Genomic DNA, 25,099 nt, shown 5'->3' with positions numbered 1-25,099 from the left:
CAACAGGCAACTCAGTGCGGGCCGGCCGAACCCGTCGAATGACCTTGCGTCCCGCGCAGGAAATCCATCCGCAACTCCGTCCAACCGTCCACCTGCATGTGCTGCACGCGGATCTGGTGGGTACCACCGGTAAGCCGCGCGTAATCCGCCGTCGTTTCATGCGGCGTCCAATGGTCGATCACCAGTTTGCCATCCACCCACACGCGGATCGCATCGTCGCTGAGCGTGCGCAACGTGTGGGCACCGGCCGGCAACGACACCAGACTGGTCGCCTCCAGCGCCATGTGCGATGCCGGCACACCGGCAGTCGACGGACGCGACCACATCCAGTCCAGCCGCGACTGCGACCTCGTGACGACAGGCGTGCCGCGCAGCAGCGCGTCGAATGCCGCCGGTTTCGTGCGCGGATCGGTGCTGTCGCTCCACGCAAACACGCGCACGTTCCAATCCTGCTTCGGCTGAAAGAACGTGAACCCGAACGGAACGGATACACCAGCGACGCTCCGCATGCCGCGCGGCGATATCGTAGCGTCACCGACGTAAACAAGCTGCACGGACACGTCGCCCAGACTGTCCCGATGCGGCGTCACCACCAGCGTGTCGCCCACAACGCCGGCCCGACGCGAAATGGCAGACACGCCGCGCAGCGACACCACACGCCAGCGCCCCGCCGGTCCCACCACGCGCAACCGCAGCGGGGTCGCGTGAAGGCTGTCCAGCGGCCACAGCCTGGGCGACCGCCAGTCAAAGGGTCCCCATTCGTCCACAATGATGGCCGAGCGATCCCGATCGGCCACCGCGCGACGCGGCCACGTGACCGGTGCTCGACTGATCACCGGCGCGCTTGCGCCTGACTCCCGCATGAGCACCGCGGGATCACACGCCGAGTCCAACGTCCGTCCGATATTGCCGCTCGTGTCAATCGACGCCGACTGCAGAATCGTCCACGGGCGACGCACGCCCACAAAGTCGTTGCGCGTGATGGAATAGTCCCGACTCTTCGTGTCGCGGTGTTTCGGATACCCCCAGTCACCGGGCTCAATGGGGTTGGCCCACAAACTGATGCCAATGCTGTCGCCGCGCGCATCTCCCTCAAAGCGATTGCGCTGAATCACGTTGTCCTGCCCATGCTCGATGGCAATACCGATGCGATTGCGGATGAAGCAGTTGCCAATGACGCGCGAGCTGTAGCTATAACCGCCCCACAGGCCGTGATCACTGCCCTCGATGCGATTGGCCAGGAAGTCGTTGCGACTGAACGTGGCTTCCATGCCGTTGGTGGGCGCGAAGCTGAAATCGTTCGCGTAGAACATGTTGTCGTTCACCCCGCCAACGCCCGTATCCATGGTGGTCTGGCCCGCCCAGATGAACAGGCCGTCGCCGCCGTGCGTCACGGAATTGAACGCCACCACGTTGCGCAAGCACTGCTCAAACATCAGGATCCCCGCCGAGTCCTGCCCGCGGCGGTAGAACCCATGGCTGTACCCCCGCACGTTGTAGTCGATGCGATTGCCAACAATGGTGTTCGCGCTGGCGCGATACATGCCTATGCCCAACCCCGAATTGAACGAGAAGTCGTTGTCGCGAATGTCCAGCGAGTCGCTGCGTACCAGCATCAGGCCGTTCATGCCCTGCTCCACCCGGTTCCCGGTGATCGTGCCGCCACGCACATCCGCGAGATAGATGCCGGCGCCAAAACGCAACCACTCGTCCTGCTCGTTGTGGTGATACGACAGCCAGTCGGCGAGACTCTCGTGTTCCACCAGGCTGAACAAGCGAGGCTTCCAGTTGTAGCTGAAGTTGTTGCCGTCGAGTGCCAGTTGCTGCGTTTTGCGCGCGAGGAGAGCAACTTTGTAGCCGCGGACGGTGGCGCCCAGCACACGCACGTTGCGTCCGCCCTCAATGCGAATGGCGATACCGCGCGCGCGGTCCGGGTCGGCCGTTGGCGCGATGCCTTCCAGCACTACGCCGCGCATGTCGAGCGTAATGCCGTCGCCTCGTACGGTGATGAGCGCACTGTCCATCGAGGCGGGCGCCGCGAGACGGTACGTGCCTGGGGTGAGGCGCGTGGAGCGCGTGATCACGAGGCCGGCGTGTGGTGCGACAGTCGGTGTGGCCTGCGCGGTTGCACAAATGGGCACTACGAGTGCGACGGTTAACAGCACTGAACCGCCAAGTTCGCGAAGTGCGCGAAGTGGTACTTTCACTGTTTTTAGGCTGTTTGTGAGCCGAGCCGGACTGACTTCGCGACTTTTGCGAACTTGGCGGTTGAAATGCATTCTCTCAGCTCCGCAGGTGATACGGTATCGGACATGGTGGTCGTCTTGAAGAATGCCGGGAATCGCTGGCCAATAGTGCGCTCCGCGTACCGGCACAGCAACTTCCAGCCCACCCCCTCTCTCGCATCGCCACGCGGGGCAGTACCATATCCGCCATGGACCGCCGAGACTTTCTAGCCGATGTGACGCGCGCCGCTGCCCTCTGCGCCGTCGTTCCCAACGTGTGGCGTGTGACGTCACGCCCGCGCCTCGTCGATGACCCGTTCACACTGGGCGTTTCGTCCGGCGATCCCACCGCGACCGGCGGCGTGCTCTGGACTCGGCTGGCGCCGCGCCCCTTCGAGCCTGATGGCGGCATGGACGGACGACCCGTTGTGACGTGGGAAGTGGCCGACGACGACGGCTTCAAGAAGATCGTGAAGACCGGACGCGCCACCGCGGGCCCCGAGTTGTCGTACAGTGTGCACGTGAACGTGGACGGTCTGGCCCCCGATCGCTGGTATTTCTACCGTTTTCAGACGGGACAGGCGGCCAGCCAGACTGGACGCTTCCGCACGGCGCCCGCTGATGGCGCGTTGACCCCGCTGCGGATGGCGGTCGCCAGTTGCCAACGATGGGATCAGGGCCTCTTCACGGCCTACGAGCACATGGCGAAGGAGGAACTCGACCTCGTCACCCATCTCGGTGACTACATCTACGAAGGCTCAAGCCCGAGCACTGCCGTCCGCATGCATCAGGGGCTGGAAGTGCGCACGGTCGACGACTATCGACGGCGCTACGCGCAATACAAGACCGATCCGGCGCTGCAGGCCGCGCACGCGCGCTGCCCGTGGGTGCTCACGTGGGACGATCACGAGGTCGACAACAACTACGCCGGATTGATGGGCGAAAATGAGATGGAGTCGATCGAGCAAATGCGCGCGCGCCGCGCAGCGGCCTATCAGGCGTGGTGGGAACACCAGCCCGTGCGCGTGCCGCGCGCGACGTCATGGGCCGACCTGACCATCACCCGCACCATCAATTGGGGCGCGCTGGCGCGGTTCTGGATGCTGGACACCAGGCAGTATCGCGATGATCAGGCCTGCGGCGATGGCACGAAGGCCGTTCCCTGCGGCGACTGGGCCGAGCCCCGGCGTGGCCTCATGGGTGCGGCGCAGGAGAAGTGGCTAGTCGACGGATTGGGCGCGTCGAAGTCACGGTGGCAGGTACTGGGCAATCAAGTGATGATGGGGCCGTACGACAGTGGACCCGGTGCGGAAACGCGCGTGTCCATGGACCAGTGGAGCGGCTATCCGGTGGCCCGCGATCGACTGCTCAATGCCATTGCCGAACGCGCGCCCAATCGTACCGTGGTGCTCACCGGCGACATCCACACGCATTGGGTGAACGAACTGCGCAGCGGTTTCATGCAACCCGATCGACCGGTGGTCGCGGCGGAATTCGTGGGCACCAGCATCTCCTCGGACGGGGATGGCTTTGGCGAGCCCAACGAGCGCATGCGCACGCAGTTGGCCGAGAACACGCACATCAAGTGGCACCACAACCGGCGCGGCTACATCAGCTGCACCGTCGATGAAAGACAGTGGCAGGCCGAGTATCGCACGGTCGCCTACGTGACGAAACCGGGGGCACCCGTCGAAACTCCGTCACGCTGGCGCGTGATGCACGGCAGAGCCGGGATCGAGCGCCTGTAGCGGTTACGCCTTGCGACCTGACGGCGCCGGCGGAGGCATCAACGTGCTGAACTCCTGCGTCGGCATGCGGGCGCCGCCACGCAGCTGCTGCACGATGTCATCCGCGCGATCGTCCTCGGCGCCAAGCGCGCGCAGACTGTGGTACGCCATCCCGAACGCCAGTTCCCGTTCGCCCATCAGCGCTTTGCTGACTCCCATCGACTCGAACAACTGCTGCTCCTGATCACTGTGCGTTCGCACAATGACATCGATGGCCGGATTCTTGGAGCGTGCCAGCGAAATGATGTGCCGCGCATGGTACGGATCGGGCGACGCCACCACCAGCAATCGCGCGCGCTCGGGATGCGCGTACCCCAGAATGCCTGACAGGGTGGCATCGCCGTAGATGGTGCTGACACCAATCGTGCGCATTGCTTCCACCACTCGGCGATCCTGCTCGATGGCGACGAACGGCACGCCCATCCGCTGCATCGCGTCGCCGATGGTGCGACCCACCCGCCCGTAACCCACCAAAATCGCGTGGTCCGGCAGCATGGCTACATGCAGGTCGGTCGCCATGACGCGCGGCGCCTTCTGTCGCTCCAGGTGATCAAGCAGCCGCGGATGCGAGGCAATCCAGGCTCCAAGGCGGTCGAGCACCGCGAACACCAGCGGATTGAGCGCAATCGTCAGCAGCGCCGCACCAAGCAACAGGCTGCGCGCGTCTTCCGACAGCACCCCCAGCGACACGCCAAGCGCCGCCAGAATGAAGGAGAATTCGCCGATCTGTCCGAGACTCGCGCCCAGCCGGATGGAGGCCCGCAACGGATGACGCAACAGCACCATCAGCACCGTCGACGCCACCGTGTTGCCAATGAGCACTACGGCAACGGTTTCCACGAGACGCAGTGGTTCCATCAGCAGGACCAACGGATCGATGAGCATGCCCACCGAGACGAAGAACAACACCGCGAACGCGTCCTGCAGCGGCAGCGCATCGGCGGCGGCACGATAGGAGAGATCCGACTCGCTGATCACCATGCCCGCGACAAACGCGCCCAGTGCAAATGATACGCCAAACAGCGCGGCCGACCCGACTGCCACACCCAACGCGACCGCCAGCACCGCCAACGTGAACAACTCGCGTGAACCGCTGCGCGCAACGTGTGTGAGAAGCCATGGCACGGCGCGACGCCCTACCACGCCCATCAACAGAATGAACGCCGACAACTTGATCACGGTCAGCGTGATGGCCCATGTCACACCGCCCGACGGCATGGTGTTCATGGCACTCGCACCACCGACCGCCTTCAGAATCGCCGGCAGCAAGACCAGCGCCAGCACGACGGCCAGATCCTCCACCACCAGCCATCCCACCGCGATGCGACCATCGATGGAATCGAGCAGCCCGCGCGAATCGAGAACGCGCAACACGACGACAGTACTGGCAACCGACAGCGCGAGTCCGAACACGATAGCGGCGGACACGGTCCAACCCCACGACAGGGCCAAGCCGGCACCCAAAGCAATCGCCACCGCCATCTGCAACAACGCACCCGGCAACGCGATGCCACGCACGCGCATCAGGTCGCCGGGAGAGAAGTGCAGGCCGACGCCAAACATCAACAGGATTACGCCAATTTCGGCCAACTGCGAGGCCAGGCCGACATCGCCCACGAACCCCGGAGAGTGCGGGCCCAGCATGATCCCAGCGACGAGATAGCCCACCAACGGCGGCAGGCCGATCTTTGATGCGCCAAAGCCCAGCAGGAACGCCGCGGCGAAGGCGCCGGCGATGGTGAAGAGGAGGGCGGTATCGTGGGGCACGAACAACGATAACTGCGGGGCGGCGACTGAGTCGAGGCGAAAGTCTTCCCCCACCCCCCTTGCCCCTCACGTAGCGTAAGGATGTACCGTGCTGCCGTCACACACCAACCGAGGATTTTCACTTGGACCCGAACACCGAAGCGCTGGTCGCCGACCTGCTCGACCCGGACAAGAACGTGCGTATCAAGGCGGCGCTCGCGCTGGGCGAGCTGGCCGACATCGAGGCACTGCCCGCGCTCCTGGCCAGACTCGGCGCGGAACCAGACTTCTTTGTGCGCGACAACCTCGTGTGGGCGGTGGTGCGCATGGGCCACGCCGCCGTGCCATCTGTCATCAATTTGCTTGGTGACGATGACGGCACCGTGCGGTATCTCGCGGCACACACCCTCAGCAAGTTCGCAGACGCGCGGGCGCTGGACGCGCTCACCGCTGCGCTCGACGATGCCGACCCGTTGGTGGCACAGAAGGCGACCTACGCGCTGGGTCGCATCCGTGACGAGCGGTCGCTGCCGGCGCTGCTGGCGCGACTCGGCCAGGGATCGCGCGAGGCCCGCACCACGTTGAACGATGCACTCGAAGCGTTCGGCGAAGCGCTGGTGCCGGCCCTGCTGCCGCTCCTTGCTGGCGCCAATACTCCAACGCGGGTTGACGCGGTGGACCTGCTCGGAACGATCGGCGGACCGGCCGCCGCCGACCTGCTGAGCGCGGCGTCAGCCGACGCGGAATGGGAAGTGCGCTTCGCGGCCGTAAATGCGCTGGGTAGCGTGGATGGTCTCGTTGTCAGGTCCGCGCTGGAACTGGCCTCGAACGACAGTCATCCACATGTCCGACTCCTCGCCCAACGATTAGTGCAGCGAAACGTCTAGGCACGTTCGCGCACGCCTTTCCGGTCGAATATCGTCATGGCGCCGACACGGCGCCTTACCCCGGACCACCACCGATTTCGCGGAAGACGTCGTTCATGAACGCAAACATCGCAGGATCCGGCATGGTCGCCTGACCGGCGCTGATAGCCGCGTGCTCCTCCTGATACATCCGGCGTGCGTTCCGGGCGATTTCGCGATCGCCGCCCGTGAGTTCAGTCACGAGTGTGCGCCAGCGCCGTGCCAGCGACTGCAGCGCCGTGTCCGTAGGCGGCGTATTCCGGGCCATATGGGCCCGTACGGCAGGAATCACCTCCGCCCAGGCGTGTTCCACGGCGCGAACGCGCTCGACACCCAGCGTCTCGCTGCGGGCGTGCATCGCGTTCAATTGTGCGGGCGTGAAGTACTTGTCCATCATGGTGGTGGACTCAATCATGCGGCACAGTTCATCCATCGGGATGTGGGCGGCCGCGTCGAGCTGTTGCGCCAACAGCTTGAGTCGACCGACCAGTCGCTGCTGCAACACGATCTGCTGCTCCAGTCGGTCCAACTGCAACCGCACAACGTGTTGCGCAGAGGCCCCCGGGCCGTCCAGCAGTGCGCGAATTTCGTCGAGCGAGAGCCCCGTCAGGCGCAGCGACTGGATCTGCTGCAGTCGCGCGATGTCGGCGTGCACGTAGAGGCGATGTCCTGACGGCGTCCGCATGGACGGCGTGAGCAACCCGATGGCGTCGTAGTGATGCAAGGTGCGCACAGAGACGCCGGTACGCGCCGCCAGCGCGCCAACTTTGAGTGGAGCCTCGTTGTCGGGCGCGCTGGCCTCGTGCACAGTGCGGGTCACGCCGTCACGCCCCGAATTGTCGCAAATGATGATCGAGGTGCTTCCACGCCAACTGCCCCCACTGCGCGCGGCTCAGCGGACCAAACAGCGGATGCTCGGCAGACACTGACCGCGCGGCATCGCCGCCAACGCGCTGCATGAGCTCGATCAGTTGCGCTCGTTCGGTCTCCCAGGACTCGGGCGCGCGACTGACGAGCTCTTTCGCCGTCGGCGCACTCTTGGGGAATGGCAGCACATTCAGGAACAACCACTTGAACACCGCCATGCGTGGAATGGTCGCGTGCTTGGATTGAACCGGCAGGTCTCCCAGACCCATGCGCAGGGCGTCCGCGCAATGCGCCAGCATCTGCGGAGCGTTCATGCGCCCCCACGCCGCTGGTGCGTCCGGCGAGAGTCGTTCAAGGCGCGCAATGAGGGCGTCGCGGTTGGCGGCATTGGCCAGCGTAGGCATCGGGAAGTCGCGTGAGAGGGGGGCGGTAGGATATCTCTTCGTCCGGGATCACCCCATTATTCAGCTTCACGCGCTCCTCAGCCAGCCCAGCCAGCCCGCCAGGTCATGTCTCGATTCCTCGCCCGCCTCGTTCCCACTGCCCTGACCGTGGTCGCCATGGCATCGGCCGATGCGCAGTCACCCGCCGCGAAAGTCTCGCCGGTCAACGCCGACATCGAGCGTCGGGTGGCCACGGTGATGCCCAAAGTCATCGCCTGGCGGCGTGACATTCACGAGCATCCTGAACTCTCGGGCGAGGAAGTGCGCACGTCAAAGGTCGTCGCCGAGCAGTTGCGAGCCATGGGCATCGACGTGCGCACCGATGTTGGCGGTCACGGCGTGGTGGGACTGTTGAAAGGCGGGAAACCTGGCCCTGTGGTGGCCTTGCGTGCCGACATGGACGGGCTGCCGGTGGAGGAACTCACTGACCTCCCCTTCAAGTCCAAAGCGAAAGGCACGTATCGCGGTGCGCCCGTTGGCATCATGCACGCCTGCGGTCACGACTCGCACGTGGCCATGTTGCTCGGCGCCGCCGAGGTATTGGCCGGCATGAAGAGCCAGCTGGCGGGCACCGTGAAGTTCATCTTTCAGCCCGCCGAGGAAGGACTCGCGAATGGCGGCGGCGGCGCTGAACTGATGATTCGCGACGGCGTGCTGGAGAATCCCAAGGTGGACGCGGTGTTCGGGCTGCACGTTGGTCCGGGACCGCTGGGTCAGCTCACTGCGCGTCCGGGACCGGTGATGGCCGCGTCCAACAGCTTCACGATTGTGGTGCGTGGACGTCAGACGCATGGCGCCGCGCCGTGGGGCGGGGTCGATCCCATCGTGGTCGGTGCGCAGATCGTGACCGGATTGCAGACCGTGGTCAGCCGTCAGGTTGATATCAGTCAGTTGCCGGCCATCATCACGGTGGGCGCGTTCCAGGGCGGCGTGCGCAGCAACATCATCCCCGACAGCGTGGTGATGCTGGGCAGCATTCGCACGTTCGATATGAAAGTGCGTGCCGAAATCTTCAAACGCGTGACCGCAACGGCCCAGCATATTGCCATGAGCGCTGGCGCGACCGCGCGCGTGCAGATTGACAGCGGGTACCTGGTGACACGCAACGACAGCGCGCTCACCACGCGGGCCACGCCCACACTGCAGTGGGCCGCCGGTTCGGCCGGGCTGATTGTTCCCGGGTTGTGGACCGCGTCAGAAGATTTTTCGTTCTATCAGGATCGCGTGCCGGGGCTGTTCTTCAATCTGGGCGTGACACCAAAAAGTCAGGACTGGCGCACGGTGCCGTCCAATCACTCGCCGTTGTTCTTCGTGGATGAGGCGGCGCTGCCGACGGGTGTGAAAGCGATGGCGGGACTGGCGGTGGAGTATCTCACGGCGGGCAAAAAGTAGGAGTGCCCCGCCTCCCGACGCGGCGCATCCTCTGGCTGGTTCCGGTCCTTATCGGCCTCGGGTTGTTGATCGACCAAGACGGTGGTCGTTGGGGACAACCGCTGGTCGTCGCGGCGACGTTCGTCGCGTTTCTGTGGATGCTGCGCAGTGTGGACGGCGCCGGACGCCTGATGATGTTGCTGTGCCTCGCCTACGCGAGCGTCGGCGAGGTGCTGTTGTCGCTGGTCTGGCGCGTATACGACTATCGGCTGGGCAACCTGCCGCTGTTCGTACCACCCGGGCACGTGATGCTGTTTCTGTTGGGGCTCTCCATCGCGCCGCGCGTTGCCGATTCGCTGGCCCGGGTCGTCGCGATCGCCGCAGCAATTGTCGTCGGCGCGCTCGCGCTCAGTGGTCGTGATACGTTCAGTGCACTCCTGGTGGCCGTGTTCCTGGCCAGCATGTTCTTTGGCCGGGATCGCAAGCTGTATGCCACCATGTTCGTGCTGGCGCTGGCGATGGAACTGTACGGCACCTGGCTGGGCAATTGGCACTGGAACGCGCGGGTCGGTCGCACCGGCATGGTGACGCTCAATCCGCCGGTGGCGGCTGGCGCGTTCTACTGTGCGCTCGACCTGCTGGTCATGGCCACCACGCGCGGCCTGCACCGGTTCAGAGGTCGGATTGTGCCGCCGGTGCTGCCGTTGCAGCTTTGACTGGACTGTTTTCGTTCCTCCCCCCGCTCTCCACATCGCGCGATGCCTACCGCCCGCTTCACACAACTCGCGCTTGCCGCGACGTTGGCCTTCACCACGGCCTGCGCGTCCGCTGGCCGCGCGCCTGCGGCCACGGCTGCCTCTCCATCGTCGCCCGCCGCGCTGCGCGTGTACGACACCAAGGCGGCGCGGTTCATCAGCTTCGATCAACTCATCGATGCCGCGGCCAAGTCCGACGTGGTGTTCTTCGGTGAGCAGCACGACGATCCGGCCACGCATTCGGCCGAGGCCGCCGTGCTGGCGGCCATCGGTTCGCGTCGGGGCGAGGTGATCCTCACGCTGGAGATGTTTGAACGCGACGTGCAGCCGTTGCTCGATCAGTATCTCGCGGGCACCATTTCGGAAAAGAACTTTCTCGATGGGTCCCGTCCGTGGGATCGCTACACCACCGACTATCGCCCGATGGTGGAGCTGTCGCGCGTGCACGGCTGGCCCGTGATCGCTGGCAACGTGCCGCGTCGCATTGCCAGCGCGGTGGGCAAAAAGGGACTTGCGGCGCTCGACACCATGTCGAAGGTCGAACGCGGGTACGCGGCGGTCGAAAACCAGTGCCCCAAGGACGCGTACTACACGAAGTTCGCCCAGACCATGACGGGCCACAGCGCCGGTGGCGGTCCGCCGACGGCGGGTGACGCGACCGCGATGGCGAAGATGACCGACCTGTTCTACGAGGCGCAGTGCGTCAAGGATGAGACCATGGGAGAGTCCATCGCCAACGCGATGGCCAAATGGCCCGGTCGCCTCGTGTATCAGGTAGACGGCGCGTTTCACAGTGACGCGGGACTGGGTACTGCGGCACGCGTAATACGTCGCATGCCGAATGCCCGAACCGTCGTGTTGACCGGCGTGCCGATTGCGGACTTGTCGAAAGCCAACGGCAAGGAGCACGCGGCCATCGCGGACTACGTGCTGTTTACGCGGGCCCCGAAGTAGAGGGTTGAGCGGGTGAGGGCCCTGGAGACCCTCACCTGCTCACGTCACTCCGCCGCGTTCGCGTACGATTCCAGATACCCGCATCGCGGGCACCGGTACGTGATCACCTTGTGCACGTCACGTCCCTTGGTGTGAATCCCGCGCCAGAACGACTTCACCACTTCGCCCTCCACCCACTCCTGTTCCTGGGTGGCGTTGGCGTGACCGTGGTCGACGATGAAGCCCGTTTCCATCTGGCTCTTGCAGCGAAGGCAATCGATCTGAGGCATCGGTAAGGCGGGTTCAGGTGTCGGTGGAATAGCCGCGTTCGATCAGGAAGGTCCGAACGACGGCGGGATCGTGTATCACGTCAAGAGAATACGGCTTCAGTCCGGTCCGAATGAGCAAACCCACGCCGGCCGTCGTCGCAATCACCACGGCATCGGTGGTGATGCACACAATCTCCGCGGAATCAGGCAACTGCCCCGGATGACCGCTGAAGCTCACGACGCCGGTTTGTGAGATGATGGGGTCCCGCGTCTGCGCGTTCTGTTCGCTCCACGTGGCACCGGTAAACAGCACGATATCGTTTCCCGACTCGGCGAAGGCGCTCATGGCATCGCCGTACACCATGGGTGACGGATCGACGGTGGCCGTCAATCGAAACGCCTCGAACGCATCTTCGACGTCGGCCGCCTCAACCTGAATGCACACGCCGGTGCCGTCGGCCAGCACCACGGTCACGGCTGTTTCAGCGATGTGAATGCGCGACCAAGCCCCCCGCAGGCGGCGCAAGGCGCTCAGGGCTTCGTCGCTGGCCTGGTAGTGATATTGGCGCATGGGTGGAAAATAGACGGGAGACGGGAGAAGGGAGACGGGGGAGGTCCATCCGATTGGACGTCTCCCGTCTCAAGTCTTCCGTCTCCCGTCTTACCCTCACCCCACCCTGCGCAACACGTACTCCCGCTGAAACTCGAACTCCCCGCCGTACATCCGTCGCTCCTGCACAATGCGGATCTCGCCGGGCGCGATGGTGAGGGTTTCGCGTATCGTGGCCGGGGTGTCATTACCGCCACGCTCGCGCTCCAGCACCAAACGCAACGGCGAATTGCGCGCGAGACTGTCGGCTACATACACGTCGTAGTGCTTCAGCACATCACCGCCCATCCCACCCCATTCCGCAGCGGTCAGGGCCTTATCCAGCTGCAGACGGTCTGTATCCGTGACGGTGCGTCCGGGACCATCCTTGGTGGTGAAGTGCATGTCCAGCGCATCGGACGCCGGTGCCGGCGACACGCGAACGCGGGTTTGTCGCTTCACGCGTCGTGTGGTGTCGCACGCGTCGGGGACTTCAACCGTCCCTTGCCATTGCCCCACCAGTCCGGCATAGACCGGATCGCGGCGCTGGCTGGTGGACACGACATGCGAGGGAATGCGCGCAATGGCCAACACGCCGACTGGCGCGAACACGAGCACGGCCATCAGGCGAATCGGGATTGAGCGCATTGGCGGGAGAACTCCAAGGGCGGGGGCGATCGGGGCCGCACATGAGACACCGCCCGCCCGCAAAGGGTTTCGTACAGAAGAGGGGGTGAGCAACTCTCGTTGCCCACCCCCCGCTCTACGGTTCAGCGCGCTGTTTGTGCCGAATTACTATCGAATGCGAGCCCGCGAACGGGCACCACGTGCATCCTCGTCGCCGGACGCCGGTCCAAACGGCGAACCGGCCTCCCCCGCGCCGACGTTCTCGACGTGCAGTTTTTGCTTCACCACCGTGCCACCCACCTGCAGGATGACCATGTAGTCGCCGGTGGACGCATTGCGTCCGCCGCCACCGCCAAAGCCACCACCGCCCCCGCGTCCGCCACCGCCACCCGGCGCGGCAATGCCGATCAGTTGGAAGATCTTGAGCACGGCGGCCGACGGCGCACCGCCGCCACGTCCACCACCACCACCGCCCGCACCGCGACCGCCACCCGGGGCCGCTTCAGCGGGACGCGCGCAGAACGGCTCCCACTGGGTGAGCGGACGCTCACACGCCGCGCCAGCGCCGCGTCCGCCGCCACCGCCACCAGCGCCAGGGAAACCACCGGCCGGAGGACCGCTCTGATTGAGCAGCGCCTTCGCCTGCACCAGCGCCGCCGAGTCGTACTTGGCCTTGGTGAGCGAATCGAGGACCACCGGACCACGCACCGCGCGCAGAATGGAGTCTCGCTTTTCACTGGCCGACAGCGGCGCGCGTGGCTGCGGCCTGGGGGTGATGCCGTAGCTCCACGTCACCGTGTGCAGCCCCGGGGTACCGGGACCTGTCAACGACTGCAACGTGTCGCCCTGCGCATCCACCACGCTGATGCGCGCCGTCGGTCCGCCGGTACCTGTCACGCGGTACGAAAGACTCGCGCCGTAGGCCGGATTCGGCGTGGCGAAGAACGCCTGCGCATTGCCGTTGCCCGACGCGCCCAGCGTGGGCGCTTCGCCCCACTGGAAGGCCGTTTTGGGCTCGAACAGGTGCACCGACTTTGCGACGACCGTACTCGTCATCTGCTCCAGCGGCGTGATGTCCACAATCCACAAACTGCGGCCATGTGTCGCCGCAATCAGCTCGTGATCGCGTGGATGAATCTGCAGGTCATACACCGGCACACTGGGAAAATTCGTCGTGAACTTGGTCCAGCTGGTGCCGCGATCGATCGACGCATACACGCCCAGCGACGATCCCACGAACAGCAGATTGCGATTGTTCGGATCTTCACGGATGACGTGCAGGAAATCACCGGAGCCACCCGTGGGCAGGTTGTTCACCAGCGACTTGAACGACTTGCCGCCGTCGTTGGTGACAAACAGATACGGCTTGAAGTCGCCCCAGCGATGATTGTCGAACGCCACGTAGAAGGTGGCCGTGTCGAACTTCGACGCCTCGATGCGCGCCACCACGACTTCACCGTTGTTCGGCAGGAACGACGCGAACTTGGCTGACAGATTCTCCCACGTCGCGCCGTCGTTCACCGACTTCCACACGTTGCCATCGTCGGTGCCGGCAAAGATGAGCCCCGGCTTGACCGGGCTTTCTTCCATCGCCACCACCGTGCCGTACGTCTCGGCACCCGTCGCATCAGCCGTGATGCCACCGGTGAGTCGCAACGAGGTGTCGATCTTCGCTTCCAGCTTCTTGGATAGGTCGGGCGAAATGAGATTGAAATCCTCACCGCGCTTGACCGACTTGAGCACACGGTTGCCACCAAAGTAGATCACCGCCGGATTGTGCGGCGAGATGAAGAACGGCGAATTCCAGTTGAAGCGCAGCGAGAGATCAATGGAATCCTGCTTCTGCTTCGCGCGCAGCGAGGCGATGGCCGTCGCGGTGGGCTTGGACACCGGCACCAGCGGATCGCCCTGCAGCACGGCAATCGAATCTTCCCACCGCTTGTACGTTGCCTGCCAGCTGGGCTTCGTAAACTGCATCCGCTCGCCCGTCTTCAGGTTGAGGCGCGACGCGTTGCCGCCCTGCGACTCGCCGTAGACGATGTTCGGATCGGTCGGATCCATCGCCGCGTAGAAGCCGTCACCGCCGGCAATCGTGTACCAGTAGCCCAGCGTCGTCTGTCCCGCGCGACGCTTGCTGGGTCCGCACCAGGTGCCGTTGTCCTGCGCCCCCGAGCAGATGTTGTACGGCACCGCCATGTCGAAGGCGACTTCGTAGAACTGCCCCAGCGGCAGGTTCTGCATCTGGTTGAAGTTGCCGCCCTTGTCGTACGTGAACGCGATGCCGCCGTCGTTGGCAATCACCCAGCGTTCCGAATCGTTGGGATCGATCCACAGCCCGTGCGTGTCCACGTGCACATTCTGCGCCGCGTCGCGTGGCGTCTTGCCGCCATCGTCCGACACCTGCAACTGCGTGCTCGAGAAGTACACGCGATCGGCATTCTTCGGATCGCTGCGCACTTGCGAGTAGTAAAAGGGGCGGACGTTGATGCTGTTCATCTTGGTCCACGTCCCGCCGCCATCGGTGGAGCGCCAGAGTCCGTTGTCGCGCGGCGCGCGGCCCGGCATCTCGTAGTTGCCCTTCACGTCGGCCGCGGTGCCTTCGAGCATCGCGTAAATGACGTTGGGATTGCTGCGATTGATGTCGAGGCCAATGCGACCCTTCACACCATCCGGCCACCCGCCGCCCTTCACTTCGTTCCACGTCGTACCGCCGTCGGTGCTCTTGAACAGCGCCGAGCCGGGACCGCCGCTCTTGAGCGAATACGGCGTGCGCAACCGCTCCCAGCTGGCCGCGAACAGAATGTTCGGATCCTTCTGGTTGATGGCCACGTCAATGAACCCGGCCTTGTCGCTCACCGACTTCACCAGCTGCCACGTGGTGCCGCCATCGGTCGTGCGATACAAGCCACGCTCAGGATTGCTGCGCCACGCCGCGCCCAACGCCGCCACGAACACGATGTTCGGATTGGTGGGGTGCACCACAATGCGGCCGATGTGCTCGGTCTTCTCCAGCCCCTTGAGCGTCCACGTGATGCCGCCATCGGTGGACTTGTAGATGCCGCCGCCCGGCTCGATGGAGTTACGCGAGTTGGGCTCGCCGGTGCCGGCCCACACCTGCTGCGTGTCCGACGGCGCGATGGCCAGCATGCCCATCGAGATCACCCGCTTGTCGTCGAACACGGGACGCCAGGTGAAGCCGTTGTTGGTGGTCTTCCAAATGCCACCCGCCGCCGCGGCGACGAACAGGGTCTTGGAAGGACTGGGGATACCCACCACATCGGACAGGCGTCCCATGAAGTTGGCAGGACCGACGTTGCGCCAGCGCATGCCGGCCACGGTCGCGGAGTCGAGCGTCTGCGCCTCGGCCACGGTCGACACGGCAGTAACAGCCAGTGCCAACGTGAGCCATCGGGCACGCGAGGTCATTCGGGAGGGGTGCATGGATCAGGGCGTGGAAGGAACAGAGGAGGTCCTGACTGTCAAACGGATGGCCCCCCCGCGACGTTTAACCTATGACTATCTCTGCCATCGGCTATGCCGCCCCCAGCGCCACGGCGCCGCTCGCTCCGTGGACTTTCGACCGGCGCGCCCCGGGCGCCCGCGACGTCCAGATCGAGATCCTGTTCTGCGGGATCTGTCATTCCGATCTCCATACCGTTCGCGGCGAGTGGGGGCCGGTGGCGTACCCGCTGGTGCCCGGACACGAGATCGTGGGCCGTGTCGTGGCCACCGGCGCCGACGTCACCCGCTACAAGGCTGGCGATCTGGTTGGCGTGGGCTGCCTGGTGGACAGTTGTCAGCAGTGTGGAACTTGCAGCGCGGGTCTGGAGCAGTACTGCGAGAACGGCAACACGGGCACCTACGACGGCGTCGAAAAGGAAACCGGTAAACCAACGCAAGGCGGTTACTCCAGTTCGATTGTCGTCGACGAACGCTTTGTGCTGCGAATTCCCACGGGAATGGACCTCGCAGCGGCAGCGCCACTACTTTGCGCCGGTATTACCACCTACTCGCCGCTTCGCCACTGGAAGGCGGGCCCGGGTAAACGGGTCGGCGTAGTGGGAATTGGCGGCCTCGGCCACATGGCCGTGAAGATTGCCCGGGCCATGGGTGCGCATGTCGTAGCGCTCACCACCACACCGGCCAAGGCGACCGATGCCGCTCGACTCGGTGCGCACGAGGTCGTGGTGTCCACCGACCGCGTCGCCATGAAGGCAATTCGTAGTTCGCTCGACCTGATCATCGATACGGTTGGGACGTCACACGACCTGGAAGCCGAACTGCGCCTGTTACGCCTGGATGGCGCGTTGGTGATCGTCGGACTGTCGCCTGAACCCAATCCGGCCATGCGGGCCGGGCTGCTCGTTGCCAAGAGGCGCTCCATCGCCGGCTCCAGCATCGGCGGCCTCGCGGAAACGCAGGAGATGCTGGATTTCTGCGCCGAGCATGGCATCGCCTCGGATATCGAGCTGATCCGGGCGGATCAGATCAACGAGGCCTACGAGCGGATGCTGCGCAGCGATGTGCGGTATCGGTTTGTGATTGACATGGCGACGCTGGGTTGAACGGCAGACGGGAGACGGGAGAATGCAGACGGGAGACGCCGACGCGCCGTCTTCATTCTCCCGTCTTCATTCTCCCGTCTTTGCCCCCCCGCCCCAGTGCCCGATGCACGCCCGGCGGCTCAAGCCCCGGCATGGCGTGGACTTCGACATTGCCCAGGACGACCCGACCAGTGAGACGCACGACGGGTGCAGTCCCGACCATCGGCATGGCACCCGGCGCCACATGGCATTCGAACGATCCCAGAAATCCGTCGCCGTCATTCTCGATCCGCACGCCCGCCGGCAAGGTGATCTCCACGTTGCCCAGCACCGAGCGAATCGCGATTTCGGTGAAGGGGCCGAACGACGCTTCGCGCAGATCGAGCTCGATGTTGCCGAGTACGGCACGCACCTCCAGCAGCGGAGGTAGTTCCATCGCTCCGCTGCGCTCGACATTGCCCAGCACGGTGCGAATGCTCCGCGTCATTGCGCCATGCGAACCGCGCACCACGGGCGACGCCATCGCCACGGGTGCCGGCAGATCGGCCGTCAGTGCCGACAACTCGGCGGGCGACTGCGCCTGATACACCAGGTCCAATCGCCGTTCGAGCTCTTCAAGACTCAGCCGATCGGCCGCGAACTGCTCCGACAGGCGTTGCGCCACCGCATCCCGCTGTTCGTTCACCGTGGGTTGCGACAGTCGCGGAGAATGCGCCTTTCAATTTCCTTCTGATCAGCGATGGTGGCGTAGAATGCGTCGAAATACTCCAACGTTTCCTTCACCGTCTTGGGCGCCATCAGCGCCCCGATCTGATCGCTATACAGCGCGTAGATGGCCGCCTTCTTGTCGCGAAACAGTTGCAGCACTTTGGGCACCAGCGGATTCTGCTGGCAGAACCCGCGATACTGTCGATCGCGCACCCGCGTGATGCGGAGCGACGTATCCGGAGTGGCATACGAGGCGTCGATCGCCCCGGCAAAGTCGAAGTCGTACGCGATCGGCACGTTGGTGCCGGTGGGAAGCGCCACCAGTTCCGCGTTGTGCAAGCCGCCGAAGGAGAAGTCGGTATTGCCAATCATGTACTGGAACAGATAGGCCAGTGTGGCCTGATCGCCGTCCAGATCTTCCGATGTGGCGCCCAGCACCTTCATGATCTTGCCACCAGCCGCCGCCGCCACGTGCGCCGGATCTTCCACGATGAAGGCGTACTTCGTGGCCTCCACTTTGGACGTGGCGCTGTCGACATAGGTCATGCGCAGCAATCGCACCTGATGGCTGATGGGGGTGAGCAGCCGATAGATGCGATACAGCTGGAACTCCTGCAGGATGTACTGTTCGTAGTTGGACATCCCCTTGCAGTAGCCCACCAGCTTCGGCTCATCGAGGTCGTGGAAGACGCTCCCCTTGGCTTCCTTGTTGACGAAGTTGAATCGCACCGGCGGGAAGTCGCAATTTTTCAGGCGCCAGATGCCGCGCGTGCGGGCGCGCACCGGCACGGTTCGCTTGCCGGACTGCGAACTGGTGTCGGCGTAGCTGAGCGTTGCGGCGTGCCACGGTGCCTTGTCACCCTTGTCCTTCCTGATCGCCTTGATGTTCACCGTGAAGGTGACCTCCATCAGCGATTGACTCCTGAACAGCGGCGAGTCGGGCAGCTTCTCCACCTTGGGCGTCGTGTCCGTGGCCGCCTTGGGTTTCTTCTTCGCCGTGTCGGCCTTGGACAGCTTCATTTTCGGCGGCGCATCCTGCGCCCCGGCGGTCGGCGGTGCCATGAATGCCGCGACGACGGAAACCCCCGCCACGAATCGCACGAAGACACCCGGAAGACGGCGCATCAGGACAACTCCACGTTGGTGACAAAGGTCGAACCGGCGGTGCGCACAAGCGTCAGCAACTCCTCCGGGGTGGTCTTCTTCCGCAACTGCACGTGATACTCCACGACGGTGATGCCGTCGGTCTGCTCGATGACGCCCACGCGCCACTGCTTCGTGTATTCCTGCAGCCGCACCTCGACCGCGCGACGCATGTTGCCCTGATCAGCGGTCGTGATACGAAGTCGCAGCTCCTCCGGCATGGCCGCCGGCTCCTCATTGGTGGCGTTCGCCCGTTTCCACGCGCGTTCGGCCACCCCTTCCAGTTGCTCGCGCGACATGTTGCGGAACACTTCGTCGTCGATGCGCGCCACGAACGTGCCGGTGCGCGCCAGTTGCTTGGCGCGCTTGAGTCGCTTCTCCGCGATCCGGCCGTCCAGCTCCACCGGTGCGCTGCCGAAATCGGTGAACCACAACGCCAACGAGACCATGTTGAACCCGATCGACATCACCGTCGCGACTGGCAGGTTCACGGCGGATGCCAGGCCTATCGCCGTTGCCAGAAACACGTACACCGCGTCCTTGCTGTCATCGAGCGTATTGCGAAAGCGGACCGCCGCCACGATGCCGGCCAGACTGAACGCCAGGGCCACGCTGTATTTCACCAGCAGCACGATGCCCGCCACAATTGACGGAAGCACCACCAGCAATTGCACGATGGACTGCTGATAGCCGCGCTTGGCCCGCGTGAGTTGGTAGACCCAGGCCACCGGCAGCGACAGCAACACCGCGGCCAGGATCGCCACCCCCACGCTGATCGCCAGGCTGCCCTCATCCAGCTGCACCACCGGCATCCCCTTTGCCGTGACGGCTTCAGCGTTCCCCATCAACGCTTCCAGCGACGCGGGAATCGCCGCGTTGTTGCGCGGCACCCACTTCCACAATGCCGCCACACCACCAACCAGGACCACGTAGTACACGATGGCCCGCACGATCAACCGCGTGGCAGCATTGCTCTGGAACGACGAGTCAGACACGCACCATCTCCGGAATGAGTCCAGGGTCCCGCACTGCGGCGTCCGCACCGGGCCCGACAAGTATCGTGCCGACTCGCGGATACCGCCATATCAGCCGGCGTCGCACGTGGCGTCCGAATCGGGGTACCATCGGGGCGGCGCTTGCTGCCGACTGACCCGTCCCCCAATTTCGCTTCATGACTCGTCCAACCCTGCGTTTCGCCGGTCTGTCGGCGGTTTTGGCCATGGCGGCCGCTGGTGGCGTCCAGTGCTCGGCGTCGGCAGCGTACGCGAACGTCATCACATCGGCGCCTTCCGCGCAGGCCGCCACACGCCCCTCGCTGATCGTCCTCATCGCCATCGATCAGTTCCGCGCCGACTATCTGCAGCGCTTCGGGCCGCAAATGAACGGCGGGCTGGCCCGTCTCATGCGTGGTGGCGCCTGGTTCACGGACGCGCACCACGATCATGCGATTACGGAAACGGCACCAGGGCACGCGACGATGCTGTCCGGCCGCTTTCCGCGGTCAACCGGCATCATGATGAACAGCATCGGCGTCGAGGACGAGTCCGCGCCGCTCCTGGCAAACGGATATGGATCCGGAGCATCTCCGAAACGATTCCTCGGAACCACCCTGGCGGATTGGATGCGCGCGGCCGACAGCAAGACGCGCACCCTCTCCGTGTCCATGAAGGATCGCGCGGCCATCCTGCCCAACGGCAAGGCGCCCAGCGACGTGTACTGGTATTCGCCGGATGGTCGGTTCGTGACCAGCACCTACTATCGCAAGGCGCTGCCCGATTGGGTCAAGGCGTTCAACGACCGTCAGGTCCCGGCCACGTATGCGGGCAAGCACTGGACGCTGCTGCTGCCCGATAGCGCGTATCATGAGCCGGACAGTGTCGACGTGGAGGGCGCGGGCAAGCAGTTCCTGTTTCCGCATCTGATGCCGGAGGACCCGTTCGATGCGGTGAATCTCATTCGTGCCTCGCCCTACATGGACGATGTCGTCGCGACGTTTGCCCTGGCCGGGGTGCGCAGCCTGGAGCTGGGCGCGACGGCGCGCACCGATCTGCTCACGATCTCGCTATCGACGACGGATTTGGTGGGACATCGGTATGGCCCGGATTCGCGCGAGATCCACGATCAGGTACTGCGCGTCGATCGCGTGATTGGGCGGTTCCTGGATTCCCTGTACGCCATCCGCGACTCGTCCACCGTGACCGTCATCCTCACGTCCGATCACGGCATGGGGCGCATTCCGGAGCTGGCGGCGAAGACCGTCACGCCGATGCCGGTTCGCGCCTCGTTGGAATCGTTGCGGACAGTGGTGCGCGCTAAGCTGCGCGCGGCCGGCATCGATACCCTCGCGTTCATTCAGGAACAGAACATCGTCCAGCTGGAGCGCGCGGCCTTTCGCAAGAAGGCCTTGGACCCCGACTCGCTGCTGGCATTTTTCGCCACGGCGGCCCGCAGGGAAATCGGCGTGGCTCGCGTTGACCGGTTCCGCGACCTGTTGGCGGATTCCGCCAACGACGTCATCGCGCGGCGCTGGACGCACCAGTTTCCGTCGACGGTCAACATCGAGATGCTTATCACCCTCACGCCAATGAGCACGTGGGGCGGCAACGTGGCCTCCCACGGTTCGCCGTACGACTACGACTCGCACGTACCGCTCATTTTCTCCGGTTTTGGCGTGCAGAACGGCACGTATCCCGGTTTCGTGCGCACCGTCGATATCGCGCCGACCCTTGCCGCGATTGCCGGGGTGAAGCCGATGGAGCCGCTCGATGGGGTCCCGCTTCGCAAGGCGCTGCGCGAACGCCCCGCCTCACCCTGATGACGCTTGAATCAATCGCGAGCACGGAGGACGCGCTCGCGTGTTTCGATGCGGGCGCGCCGGTGTCGCTGGACGCCATGATCGGTCGGTGGCGGGGCGGCGGCGTGCCAACCGGTCATCCGATGGACGGATTACTTGAGCACTACGGATGGTTCGGCAAGGATTTTCATGACGTCGATCACGTCGATCCACTGCTGTTTGCCTCGGGCAATCGCCCCCCGTTTGCCGTGTCACCACGACTGATGCCACTGGGACTCGTGCGATATCGCGCATTGGCGCAGTCCGCCGCAGCGCGCGCGCTCTTCACGCTGGCGCTGCCCTGCCTGCGCACCACCAAGGCGGCGGCGCGCCTGAGACTCATGGAATATCGCGGCGTGATGACCGCCACCATGATCTACGATCACCTGCCGATTCACGACGTGTTTCGACGCGTGGATGCATCGACGCTGCTCGGACTGATGGATCAGCGTGGCGCGGCGCGGCCCTTCTTCTTCGTGTTGCGACGCGCCGTGTGAAGGGCGTCAGCGCCCCTCTTACCCGGGCACGATCAACGCCTTGACCACCGTGCGCTCCGCCACGGCCGCCAAGGCCTCGTTGGCCTGTTCCAACGTGAAGCGCTGAGACAGCGCATCAAGCCATGGCAACTGCCCGCCCTGATGGGCCAGCAACTGCACCGCTCTATGAAAGTGCGAGTAGTCACACCCCCAGCAACCACGCACCTCGGCGTGCTTGCGATTGAGTTGCGTGTGGGGATTGATGGTGACCGGTCCAGCGTCCGTGTACTGTCCGGCCACGACCACCACACCGCCGTCGCGCACGAGATCAAGCGCCTGTCCCACCGCCGAGGGATCTCCCGACGCCTCGATGACGATGTCCACCCCGCGCCCGTCGTTGGCGGCTCGCACGGCGACAACCCGATCGGCGTGCGGCACATCCAACCCAACCGTGGCTGTGGCCCCCATGCGCGTGGCGAATGCCAGTCGGGCGGCCGGTGCGCCAATCGCAATCACCGACTGCGCGCCTGAGAGTGCCGACAGCGCAATAGCAGCCTGTCCCACGGGTCCGGCCCCCAGCACCGCCACCGACGAACCCAGTCGCACACCACCGCGCTCCACCGCATGCATCGCCGTCACCAGCCCGCAACCGCCCGCGATGAACTGCGCCGGGTCGACCGACGGCGGGAGTCGCAACAGCTTGACGCCGGGCTTCATCCAGATATGATCGGCCCATCCGCCCAGCGGCCCATCGGCGATGCCATAGGTGATCCCATACACCTTGCGATGCGGACATCGCGTGGTCTGCTTCGTCACCAGACACTCATAGCACGACCCGCAGGTTTCGTGCACATCGAGGAACGTGACCAGATCACCTTCGCGAAAGGCGACGCCTTCGATATCGGTCATCGTGCCGCGGATTTCCGCCAGGTGACCCACCGACACGTGTCCGGGCACGATGGGATACGGCACGCCGGACAACCGACCGTGATGCAGGTGCACGTCGGTGCCGCACACTTCCGAGAACTTGGTGCGCAGCATCGCGCTGCCGGGCGTCAACGTCGGCCATGGCAGTTCGCGCAATTCGATGGGCTGATGCGGGGCCGTCATGACGGCTGCGTGTACGACTTGGGTCATGAGCCTGTCCGTAAGGACTGTAGGGGGATGAGCACAAGAGTACTGAGCTGAGTACTGAGTACTGAGTACTCAGTCACAAGCCGACCTCGACTGTAGTAACGAATGTGCGCTCGGACACATTCCTGTACCGAATTTGCAACTTTCCTTGCCGGTCCGTGATCATATTGTGTGAAGTCCGTACACGCAGATCCGACCACCCGAGCGGAGGGGCCGCTGTGCACGCACCACGCCGACCGACGCGCGCGCCATTTTCGATGGTGGTGCTCGCCACCATTCCCATGATGCTTGCCGCCATCACCGTCTTGATGGTGCGAGAGGCACTGGCGCATGACGGGGGCCGCCCCCCCTCGGCGCCGTCGGCCAGTTCGTCGCCCGCGTCGTTCAGCCGTTGATGCACGGTCCGCCCGCCTGACTTGGCGGGCGTTTTTTGTTTGGAGGCCTGGCCGAGGGCCCGAGGCCGCGCGGACGAAGTTCGCGACGCCACATTTCACCTTGCCCAATTGCCCGGGATGTCGCATCGTCGTGGAGCAGTCCCCTCCTTCCCAGGACGACTTATGCGCCGTCTCACGCCCTTGGTCACGTTCGCGACCCTGTTGATCGCAACGCTGACAATCTCCCCTGCCCTCCTCGCGCAGCGGTCCGGTTCGACGAAGCCCATTCGCGTCGTGGTCAGCGGCGGGATGACCTTGCCACAAGGCGACCTCAAGGACTTCCACGACACGGGATTGCACGCCGATGCATCACTGCTGCTCACATTTGCCGGATTGCCCGTCACCGTGCGTCCCGAACTTTCGCTCACACGGCTGAAACAGAAACTGCCGCCAGTGAACACGTTGTTACGACCCATCGGTTACACGGGCTCCGACTCCACGCAAACCACACAGTTCCTGGGCGCCATCGGCAATATCGAAGTGCCGTTGGCGGCGGGACTGTACATCCTGGGCGGGGTCGGCGTGCTCAACCTCGACGCGTCCAGCGAAAACGAAACGCAGTTGACCATGAACGCCGGCGCCGGTTTTCGTTTCCATCTCGGTCGCGCGGAAGGATTCGTGGAAGCGCGACTCGGCACGGCGTCCTACAACGCCGGCACCTTCGGATACTCCAAGGCACAGTTCATTCCGGTCTCCTTCGGACTCGCGTTCTGATCACTCCAACCCCGACTGTCATGCACCCGCTGTTGCGCCAGTCTCGTGTGCTCCTCACCCTCGTCGCCATATCGCTGCTTCCTGGATGCACGATCAAGGACAAGGCACCACCGGTCGACAGCACTGGAACCCTGAAGGTCGAGTTTGGCAACGAAGCGGAACGCAATCCGCAATTGGGGCCGAATGACGTGCGGATCGTGAGCACCGATGGCGTCCTGGTGTTGTCACTCATTGGCGACACGGTTCGGATGCACCTCTCCGACAGCCTGCGCAACTCGGTGGGCGCGGAAATCACCAAGGACATCGACAGCAGCGGCGATCAGAGCGGCATTGGCGGACTCATCGCAAAGTCGGTCTCCAAAGTCGTGACCGGCGCCATGGGTTTCATGGTGCGCGTGCCGGCCACCGACGTGCAGAATCTGCGCTACGAAAGCGGACACATTCGATTCGACCTCAAGAACAGCGACGCCAAGGTGAAGCTGAACAGCGACTCGAACCGGAATGCGGTGTTCAAGGAAGAGGACGCGCGTCGGTTCATTGACGCCGTCAAGAAACGGGCTGACCGAGCGATCGCCATGTAGTCGACGGCGACCGTT

23 protein-coding genes are annotated in these 25,099 nt (G+C 64.4%); 11 read left to right on the top strand and 12 right to left on the bottom strand.

Annotation, left to right across the window (positions count from 1 at the left end; genetic code table 11):
- Positions 1-11 precede the first annotated feature (11 nt).
- Positions 12-2,207, bottom strand: coding sequence for a right-handed parallel beta-helix repeat-containing protein (locus IPP90_06665; GenBank protein ID MBL0170407.1), 2,196 nt, complete (start codon positions 2,205-2,207; stop codon positions 12-14).
- A gap of 227 nt (positions 2,208-2,434) precedes the next feature.
- Here IPP90_06665 and IPP90_06660 point away from each other — a divergent pair, with 227 nt between their 5' ends.
- Positions 2,435-3,973 (top strand): alkaline phosphatase D family protein, encoded by a 1,539-nt coding sequence (locus IPP90_06660; GenBank protein ID MBL0170406.1) that lies wholly within the window; start codon positions 2,435-2,437, stop codon positions 3,971-3,973.
- A gap of 3 nt (positions 3,974-3,976) precedes the next feature.
- Here IPP90_06660 and IPP90_06655 read toward each other — a convergent pair whose 3' ends face one another.
- A complete protein-coding gene (locus IPP90_06655; protein MBL0170405.1) occupies positions 3,977-5,779 on the bottom strand; it encodes a cation:proton antiporter in 1,803 nt (600 codons plus the stop codon).
- A 122-nt stretch (positions 5,780-5,901) separates the two neighbouring features.
- Here IPP90_06655 and IPP90_06650 point away from each other — a divergent pair, with 122 nt between their 5' ends.
- Positions 5,902-6,645, top strand: a complete 744-nt coding sequence (locus IPP90_06650) for a HEAT repeat domain-containing protein (protein MBL0170404.1) — start codon at positions 5,902-5,904, stop codon at positions 6,643-6,645.
- Positions 6,646-6,700: 55 nt separating this feature from the next.
- On the opposite strand, the gene IPP90_06645 is transcribed toward IPP90_06650, so the two are convergent.
- Together IPP90_06645 and IPP90_06640 are read right to left on the bottom strand one after the other, a co-directional pair.
- On the bottom strand, positions 6,701-7,483 hold the full coding sequence (locus tag IPP90_06645; protein ID MBL0170403.1) for a MerR family transcriptional regulator: 783 nt from the start codon (positions 7,481-7,483) through the stop codon (positions 6,701-6,703).
- Positions 7,484-7,487: 4 nt separating this feature from the next.
- Entirely contained in the window at positions 7,488-7,934 is a 447-nt protein-coding gene (locus IPP90_06640) for a DUF1569 domain-containing protein (GenBank protein ID MBL0170402.1), read from the bottom strand.
- A 156-nt stretch (positions 7,935-8,090) separates the two neighbouring features.
- Between IPP90_06640 and IPP90_06635 the strand changes: the two genes are divergently transcribed.
- The 3 genes from IPP90_06635 to IPP90_06625 are packed head-to-tail and all read left to right on the top strand — an operon-like array spanning position 8,091 to position 11,053.
- Positions 8,091-9,365: an amidohydrolase gene (locus tag IPP90_06635; GenBank protein ID MBL0170401.1), complete on the top strand. Its 1,275-nt coding sequence runs from the start codon at positions 8,091-8,093 to the stop codon at positions 9,363-9,365.
- 2 nt (positions 9,366-9,367) lie between these two features.
- Positions 9,368-10,060, top strand: a complete 693-nt coding sequence (locus tag IPP90_06630; GenBank protein MBL0170400.1) for a hypothetical protein — start codon at positions 9,368-9,370, stop codon at positions 10,058-10,060.
- Positions 10,061-10,102: 42 nt separating this feature from the next.
- On the top strand, positions 10,103-11,053 hold the full coding sequence (locus tag IPP90_06625; GenBank protein ID MBL0170399.1) for a ChaN family lipoprotein: 951 nt from the start codon (positions 10,103-10,105) through the stop codon (positions 11,051-11,053).
- Between the two features lie 44 nt (positions 11,054-11,097).
- Here the strand turns inward: IPP90_06625 and IPP90_06620 are convergent, their stop codons facing one another.
- The 4 genes from IPP90_06620 to IPP90_06605 form a co-directional block, all read right to left on the bottom strand.
- Positions 11,098-11,322 carry a hypothetical protein gene (locus IPP90_06620; protein MBL0170398.1) on the bottom strand — a complete coding sequence of 75 codons (225 nt, stop codon included), beginning with the start codon at positions 11,320-11,322 and terminating at the stop codon, positions 11,098-11,100.
- Positions 11,323-11,335: 13 nt separating this feature from the next.
- A complete protein-coding gene (locus IPP90_06615) occupies positions 11,336-11,872 on the bottom strand; it encodes a hypothetical protein (GenBank protein MBL0170397.1) in 537 nt (178 codons plus the stop codon).
- Between the two features lie 96 nt (positions 11,873-11,968).
- Positions 11,969-12,538: a hypothetical protein gene (locus IPP90_06610; GenBank protein MBL0170396.1), complete on the bottom strand. Its 570-nt coding sequence runs from the start codon at positions 12,536-12,538 to the stop codon at positions 11,969-11,971.
- A gap of 147 nt (positions 12,539-12,685) precedes the next feature.
- Positions 12,686-15,943, bottom strand: a complete 3,258-nt coding sequence (locus IPP90_06605) for a hypothetical protein (protein MBL0170395.1) — start codon at positions 15,941-15,943, stop codon at positions 12,686-12,688.
- Positions 15,944-16,029: 86 nt separating this feature from the next.
- On the opposite strand from IPP90_06605, the gene IPP90_06600 reads away from it, so the two are divergent.
- Entirely contained in the window at positions 16,030-17,082 is a 1,053-nt protein-coding gene (locus IPP90_06600) for an NAD(P)-dependent alcohol dehydrogenase (protein ID MBL0170394.1), read from the top strand.
- 52 nt (positions 17,083-17,134) lie between these two features.
- On the opposite strand, the gene IPP90_06595 is transcribed toward IPP90_06600, so the two are convergent.
- From IPP90_06595 to IPP90_06585, 3 genes are read right to left on the bottom strand one after another with little or no spacing between them, the layout of a single operon-like run.
- Entirely contained in the window at positions 17,135-17,746 is a 612-nt protein-coding gene (locus tag IPP90_06595) for a DUF1707 and DUF2154 domain-containing protein (GenBank protein ID MBL0170393.1), read from the bottom strand.
- A complete protein-coding gene (locus IPP90_06590; protein MBL0170392.1) occupies positions 17,743-18,894 on the bottom strand; it encodes a hypothetical protein in 1,152 nt (383 codons plus the stop codon). Before IPP90_06590 ends, IPP90_06595 begins: the two co-directional genes overlap by 4 nt.
- Positions 18,894-19,907, bottom strand: coding sequence for a DUF4956 domain-containing protein (locus IPP90_06585; protein ID MBL0170391.1), 1,014 nt, complete (start codon positions 19,905-19,907; stop codon positions 18,894-18,896). Before IPP90_06585 ends, IPP90_06590 begins: the two co-directional genes overlap by 1 nt.
- Before the next feature lie 176 nt (positions 19,908-20,083).
- Here IPP90_06585 and IPP90_06580 point away from each other — a divergent pair, with 176 nt between their 5' ends.
- Together IPP90_06580 and IPP90_06575 are read left to right on the top strand one after the other, a co-directional pair.
- Positions 20,084-21,727: an alkaline phosphatase family protein gene (locus IPP90_06580; GenBank protein MBL0170390.1), complete on the top strand. Its 1,644-nt coding sequence runs from the start codon at positions 20,084-20,086 to the stop codon at positions 21,725-21,727.
- The gene (locus tag IPP90_06575; protein MBL0170389.1) at positions 21,727-22,242 is read left to right on the top strand and encodes a DUF4334 domain-containing protein; all 516 of its coding nucleotides are present in this window, start codon (positions 21,727-21,729) and stop codon (positions 22,240-22,242) included. The genes IPP90_06580 and IPP90_06575 overlap by 1 nt, the downstream gene beginning before the upstream one ends.
- Before the next feature lie 18 nt (positions 22,243-22,260).
- Here the strand turns inward: IPP90_06575 and IPP90_06570 are convergent, their stop codons facing one another.
- Positions 22,261-23,358: a zinc-binding dehydrogenase gene (locus tag IPP90_06570; protein MBL0170388.1), complete on the bottom strand. Its 1,098-nt coding sequence runs from the start codon at positions 23,356-23,358 to the stop codon at positions 22,261-22,263.
- Between the two features lie 215 nt (positions 23,359-23,573).
- Here IPP90_06570 and IPP90_06565 point away from each other — a divergent pair, with 215 nt between their 5' ends.
- From IPP90_06565 to IPP90_06555, 3 genes are all read left to right on the top strand, one after another.
- Complete coding sequence (locus tag IPP90_06565; protein ID MBL0170387.1) at positions 23,574-23,750, top strand: hypothetical protein; 177 nt, start codon at positions 23,574-23,576, stop codon at positions 23,748-23,750.
- A 162-nt stretch (positions 23,751-23,912) separates the two neighbouring features.
- The gene (locus tag IPP90_06560) at positions 23,913-24,503 is read left to right on the top strand and encodes a hypothetical protein (protein MBL0170386.1); all 591 of its coding nucleotides are present in this window, start codon (positions 23,913-23,915) and stop codon (positions 24,501-24,503) included.
- Between the two features lie 20 nt (positions 24,504-24,523).
- Positions 24,524-25,084, top strand: a complete 561-nt coding sequence (locus tag IPP90_06555) for a hypothetical protein (GenBank protein MBL0170385.1) — start codon at positions 24,524-24,526, stop codon at positions 25,082-25,084.
- The last annotated feature ends 15 nt before the right edge of the window (positions 25,085-25,099 follow it).

It is taken from the genome of Gemmatimonadaceae bacterium (genome assembly GCA_016720905.1).
In the GTDB taxonomy this organism is placed as follows: Bacteria; Gemmatimonadota; Gemmatimonadetes; order Gemmatimonadales; family Gemmatimonadaceae; genus Gemmatimonas.
Note: the sequence above shows the minus strand (reverse complement) of the source record. Positions and strands in the feature narration are given on the sequence as shown.

Coding starts and splice junctions, on each gene's coding strand:
- IPP90_06660 (MBL0170406.1), top strand. CDS start 2,435: ATGGACCGCCGAGACTTTCTAGCCGATGTGACGCGCGCCGCTGCCCTC.
- IPP90_06640 (MBL0170402.1), bottom strand. CDS start 7,934: ATGCCTACGCTGGCCAATGCCGCCAACCGCGACGCCCTCATTGCGCGC.
- IPP90_06635 (MBL0170401.1), top strand. CDS start 8,091: ATGGCATCGGCCGATGCGCAGTCACCCGCCGCGAAAGTCTCGCCGGTC.
- IPP90_06625 (MBL0170399.1), top strand. CDS start 10,103: ATGCCTACCGCCCGCTTCACACAACTCGCGCTTGCCGCGACGTTGGCC.
- IPP90_06620 (MBL0170398.1), bottom strand. CDS start 11,322: ATGCCTCAGATCGATTGCCTTCGCTGCAAGAGCCAGATGGAAACGGGC.
- IPP90_06615 (MBL0170397.1), bottom strand. CDS start 11,872: ATGCGCCAATATCACTACCAGGCCAGCGACGAAGCCCTGAGCGCCTTG.
- IPP90_06610 (MBL0170396.1), bottom strand. CDS start 12,538: ATGCGCTCAATCCCGATTCGCCTGATGGCCGTGCTCGTGTTCGCGCCA.
- IPP90_06605 (MBL0170395.1), bottom strand. CDS start 15,943: ATGACCTCGCGTGCCCGATGGCTCACGTTGGCACTGGCTGTTACTGCC.
- IPP90_06600 (MBL0170394.1), top strand. CDS start 16,030: ATGACTATCTCTGCCATCGGCTATGCCGCCCCCAGCGCCACGGCGCCG.
- IPP90_06590 (MBL0170392.1), bottom strand. CDS start 18,894: ATGCGCCGTCTTCCGGGTGTCTTCGTGCGATTCGTGGCGGGGGTTTCC.
- IPP90_06580 (MBL0170390.1), top strand. CDS start 20,084: ATGACTCGTCCAACCCTGCGTTTCGCCGGTCTGTCGGCGGTTTTGGCC.
- IPP90_06575 (MBL0170389.1), top strand. CDS start 21,727: ATGACGCTTGAATCAATCGCGAGCACGGAGGACGCGCTCGCGTGTTTC.
- IPP90_06570 (MBL0170388.1), bottom strand. CDS start 23,358: ATGACCCAAGTCGTACACGCAGCCGTCATGACGGCCCCGCATCAGCCC.
- IPP90_06560 (MBL0170386.1), top strand. CDS start 23,913: ATGCGCCGTCTCACGCCCTTGGTCACGTTCGCGACCCTGTTGATCGCA.
- IPP90_06555 (MBL0170385.1), top strand. CDS start 24,524: ATGCACCCGCTGTTGCGCCAGTCTCGTGTGCTCCTCACCCTCGTCGCC.